Annotated in this window: 4 protein-coding genes; all 4 read right to left on the bottom strand. The window is 56.8% G+C overall.

The window, feature by feature from the left end:
• A partial coding sequence (locus B4A77_RS06530) for a CorA family divalent cation transporter (protein WP_290739369.1) occupies positions 1-592 on the bottom strand: 592 nt, incomplete at its 3' end.
• A gap of 79 nt (positions 593-671) precedes the next feature.
• Positions 672-3,323 (bottom strand): protein translocase subunit SecD, encoded by a 2,652-nt coding sequence (gene secD, locus B4A77_RS06525; protein WP_173381412.1) that lies wholly within the window; start codon positions 3,321-3,323, stop codon positions 672-674.
• An 80-nt stretch (positions 3,324-3,403) separates the two neighbouring features.
• Positions 3,404-3,709 (bottom strand): TM2 domain-containing protein, encoded by a 306-nt coding sequence (locus B4A77_RS06520; protein WP_173381413.1) that lies wholly within the window; start codon positions 3,707-3,709, stop codon positions 3,404-3,406.
• Positions 3,710-3,738: 29 nt separating this feature from the next.
• Positions 3,739-4,915, bottom strand: a 1,177-nt coding sequence (locus B4A77_RS06515; protein ID WP_290739365.1) for a glycoside hydrolase family 13 protein, incomplete at its 5' end; no start/stop codon positions are given.

Raw genomic sequence — 4,915 nt, 5'->3', positions numbered from 1 at the left:
AGTTGAGGCTCCTGCCCAGCTGCAGCTTGCGGAGCAAGGTGTCGTTGCTGTTGAGTGCGCTCACGTAGTAGATCAAGCCCTTGTTGAGGCTGAACATGGAAAGCAGGTACTTGTTTTCCATTGAGGTGTTTAGGCGCAGTTCGAGGTCGTCGTTGATGCGGTTGATAATGCGCAGGTGTTCGTTGAAGTGCGATATCGCATAGCTCAACACGCGGAGCACGAACGTGTTCAGGCTGTCGATTTTCGAGAAGCGGCGTTCGTCCATCACGGGAATGTCGCTGTCGGTGAGGAGCAGGATCCAGTCCTTGAAGATGAAGATGCCGAAGGATTCTACGCGGAACTGGAAGTTGTCCGCGGCAGAATAGTTCTTGGGCTTCTTGAACACTATCGTGGTGAAGTCGTCGTCGTATTCGATACGGGAAAGCTCGTCGGAGTCGAATGCGGAGGCGATGGTATGCTCGGTTATTTCGTATTCCTTGACTAGGACGCTTCGCTGTTCCTGGCTGAGGGAGCCCATGATGACGATGTCAGCTGCGTCTTCGTTCGGGGCGACTGCAATGCGGCCCGATTCGATTTTGTAATACTTGAGCATGGAGCCCCCTTTGATCGAACGGGTTCAAATATAGAAAAGCCCCGGCATTGCCGGGGCTCTTTTCAACATTTTAATTTGATTACACGCCCTTCTTGAAGCGGTTGGACCACCACAGAACAATCGGAGAGCAGATGCACACGGAGGAGTAGGTACCGATGAGGATACCAAAGCACTGCACGAGGCCGAAGTCGCGGATGGAGGAACCGCCCATCACGGCGAGAATCACGCACACGAACAAGGTCGTGAGGGAGGTCACCATGGTACGGCTGAAGCACTGGTTGATGGACTTGTTGATTGTTTCGCCGAAGTTCGCGGAACCGTAGATGGCCGTGTTTTCGCGGATGCGGTCGAAGTTCACGATCGTGTCGTTCACGGAGTAACCAATCATCGTGAGGAGCGAGGCAATCAGGGCGCCGTCGAAGGAGAGGCTGAATGCCGAGATGAAGCCGAGCGTGATGATGGTGTCGTGCACGAGGCCGAGCACGGCGGCGACACCGAAACCGAGACCGAACTTGCCGAACCGGAACCACACGTAGAGGAGGATGCCGATCCAGGCGAGGATTACGGACAAGATAGCGTTGAAGCGGAGTTCCTTGCCGATTGTCGGGCCGACGTTGTCCTTCGCGACAATGACGCATTCCTGACCGGCCTTCTTGAAGGCTTCGTTCATCTTGAGTTCGAACTGTGCGTCTTCGGAAGCGCGCATGCTAATCTGGTAGGAGTTGGCGGACGTTCCGCCGAGGGAGCGGACGCGCGTGCCATTGATGCCTGCAGCGGAGAGTGCCTTGTTGAGGTCGCTTTCGTGCTTCGCGTTATCCTGATACTGAACCGTGTAGACCTGGCCACCGGTGAAGTCGATGCTGAAGTCGAATCCCTTGACCACAATGCATGCGATGGAAGCGATGATGAGAATGGTCGAAATGAGACCGAAACGCTTGCGGTGCGGGATAATCTGGAGGTTCGCCTCGTTGATGGCCTTGATGCCGTTACCGATGGAGAGCGTCGTCGTGTCGCGCTTGGCAAGCTTCCAGTCGAGGATGGCGCGGGTAAGCGTGATGGCGCAGAAGAGCGAGGTGAGGATACCGATAGTAAGCGTAAGACCGAAACCCTTCACGGAACCGGTACCGATCTTGTAGAGGATAAGGCCGGTAAGCACGGTCGTCAAGTTGGAGTCCAAGATGGCACTGAAGGCTCGTTCGTAACCCTTGGCGACTGCCGCGCGGGCGGTGAGGCCGGCCTTGAGTTCTTCACGGATACGTTCGTAGATAATCACGTTCGCGTCGAGGGACATACCCACGACGAGGATGAAGCCCGCGATACCGGGGAGAGTGAGGGTCGCGTTGAACACGGACATCACGGCGGCGGTAACGAGGGTGTTGATGACCATGCCGAGGCTCGCGATAAGGCCGCCCAGACGGTAGTAAGCCACCATGAACACAAGGCAGAGGATGAGGCCGACAGCGCCGGAACCGAAGCCCTGGACGATGTTTTCTTCACCGAGGGTGGCACCCACGGTGCGGCTTTCGATAATCTTCATCGGGGCTTTGAGGGCGCCGGCGCGGAGCACGACGGCGAGGCGGTTTGCTTCGGCCATGTCATCGAGACCGGTAATCTGGGCGTCGCCGTTCGGGATGCGTTCGTTGATGCGCGGAGCGGAAATCACCTGGTTGTCGAGAACGATGGCCATCTGCTTGCCGACGTTCGCGGCGGTCACGGCGGAGAACTTCTTGGGACCGATGCCGCCGAACTTGAGGGTCACGGCGACTTCGCCTGCGCTCACGCCGTCAGCGAGACGGTGGGGCTGGGCGTTCACGATATCGTCACCGCCCATTTCGGCGCGGCGCTTGAGGAGGTAGAGGCGCTTGGCCTTGACCGGGGAATCGTTGCTGATCTTTTCGAGGCCGCTTCCGAACGCGAAGTTCAGGTCGCGCGGGATGAGCTTCTTGACACCGTCGAGCTCGAGGAGCTTCTTGACCTTTTCGATGTCTTCTTCGGCAATGAACCCACCGTTGGCAAAAGACATGTAGTAGGAGCTGAGGGCCTTTCCGACCTCCGTAGCCGGTGCGGCTTCTTCGGTGGCTGCCTTGGAGGAATCTTCGGCCTTCGGGGCTTCAGCTGCGGCGACCTTGCCGCCGAGGAGTTCTTCGTCGGAAAGCTGGGCCGTATCCTTTGCGGAATCCTTCGCTGCGACCGTGCTGTCCTTGGCGGCAGTGCTATCCGTCGCGGCGGAATCTGCAGTCACGTCGGAAGTCTGGCGCGTCAGGTACTGGTCGATGAGACCGACGACCTGGGGGAACCTGTCTGCTTCGGCAAGAATCTTGAATTCGAGCTTTGCGGTGGAACCCACGAGGGCCTTTGCGGTAGAGTCGTCCACGCCGGCAAGTTCGACCAGGATGCGGTCGTCGCCGGAAGGAGAAATCTGGGGTTCGGAAAGACCGTACTGGTCGACGCGGTTACGGATGATTTCCAGGGACTGGGCCTGGATGTCCTTGATGTCGTCGCCTTCCTTGAGTCCGGACTGGTCAATCTGGAGGGTGATGCTCGTACCACCCGCGAGGTCTAGACCGAAGTTGATGGACTTCGTGGCCATCTTCGGGTTTTCCTTGAGGAACGCCTTTTGTTCTTCGCCCTTCTTGGAGTGAACCTGGATGGAGGGCCATACGGTGTAGGCCGAGAGAGCAATAACAGCGAGAATGATGAATTCTCTTATGCCGAATTTATATTTGTTCATTTGTAATCCCTTAATAAGGCATTAATACGCATTTAGTTGCGGGTGCAAAGATAGAAAAAGGCGGGCGCCGCGTAAGGAAACTAGATGTAAATGTTGCCGTTTGCGTCGGCTTTTTTCGTTACGGCGATGATTCCTTCAATAAGGCCTATTATGCCGGGAATGGCTGTCCAGCAGAACAGAATGTACAGAATCCCCATGCCTATCTTGCCGGCATAGAATTTATGTATGCCCAAGCCCCCCAAAAGGATGGCCAGGACTGCATAGGCGACCTGATTCACTTTGGTGCCAGCTCCTTCTGCCGGGATCTCTTGAATGCTGGTCCCGCATTTGTTGCAAAATGTGTCTGTGTTGGCAACTTCATTTCCGCATTTTGGACAAAAAGGCATAAAGCAGCTCCTTGTTGTTGTTTACGTTTTTATTTAATTTCAAAAGATGGCTCGGGCGCATCCAGCGACACCGAAAGGGTCAAACAGTCATGGCCCGATGCGCGAACCACAGAAAAGCCGGTCCCCGTAAAATGAATTTTCAGGCTCCCGTCGCGGAGTACGGGGTTTTCGTGGCGCATGCGGGTGAGCTCGCGGATAAACTTGTAGATGGGCAGTGCCTTGCGGGCCTTCAGCTGGTCCCACGGGAATGTTCGCCTGCAGTCGGGGTCCTTGCCGCCTTCCATGCCGATTTCGTCGCCGTAGTAGATGCAGGGGGCTCCGGGCATAAAGAACAGCAGGGCGAGCGCGAGCCTAATGCGTTCGGGGCTCGTGCGGGGTTGCGACGCGATGCGGGTGGTGTCGTGGCTCCCGAGCAGGTTCATCGGGGTACCGAAGCGGTTCTCGGGGAACGCGCTGCGCACCTTCTCGCAGAATTCCCCTGTGGAGATGGGTTTCTCGTCGAAGAGGTACTGCATTACCGCCTTGCGGAACGGGTAGTTCATGACGCCGTCGAACTGGTCGCCTTTGAGCCAGCGCTCGGGATTGTCCCAGATTTCGCCCACGATGTAGGCTTCGGGGTTTATCGCCTTCACGCGCCTGCGGAATTCCTGCCAAAAACTATCGTCGTCGATTTCGTTCGGTACGTCGAGCCGCCAGCCGTCTATGCCGCGCTTTGTCCAGTATTCGGCGACGCTGAACAGGTATTCGCGAACGTCCGCGCAGTCCGTATTGAACTTCGGTAGCGCGGGGTAGTTCCACCAGCATTCGTAATTCGGCTTGCCCGAGTAGGCGTGTATAGGCCAGCTGTGCACATGGAACCAGTCGACGTAGGGGGAGTCTTCCCCGAGCTCCATGAGGCTGTTGAACTGGAAGAACCCGCGGGAGCAATGGTTGAACACTCCGTCCAGGATGATACGGAGCCCGAGGGCGTGCGCCTTCTTTACAAGGTTGTCGAAATCCTCGAGGGTGCCGAGGACCGGGTCTATCTCAAAGTAGTCCACCGTATGGTAGCGGTGGTTGGAATTGCTCTTGAAAATCGGGCACAGGTAAATCGCCGTCGCGCCGAGGTCCGCAATGTACCTTAGTTTGTCTGTAATGCCCGCGAGGTTCCCGCCGAACATGTTCGTGCGGGTGGGCTTGTTTTCCCATTGCACGAACTTGCCTACG

It is taken from the genome of Fibrobacter sp. UBA3718 (assembly GCF_002371935.1).
Classification (GTDB): Bacteria; Fibrobacterota; Fibrobacteria; order Fibrobacterales; family Fibrobacteraceae; genus Fibrobacter.
The sequence above is the reverse complement of the archived record's forward strand: the minus strand, read 5'-3'. Positions and strand labels throughout refer to the sequence as shown.

Bases quoted from the DNA above. Each gene is read 5' to 3' on its own strand.
- secD (WP_173381412.1), bottom strand. From the start codon at position 3,323: ATGAACAAATATAAATTCGGCATAAGAGAATTCATCATTCTCGCTGTT.
- B4A77_RS06520 (WP_173381413.1), bottom strand. From the start codon at position 3,709: ATGCCTTTTTGTCCAAAATGCGGAAATGAAGTTGCCAACACAGACACA.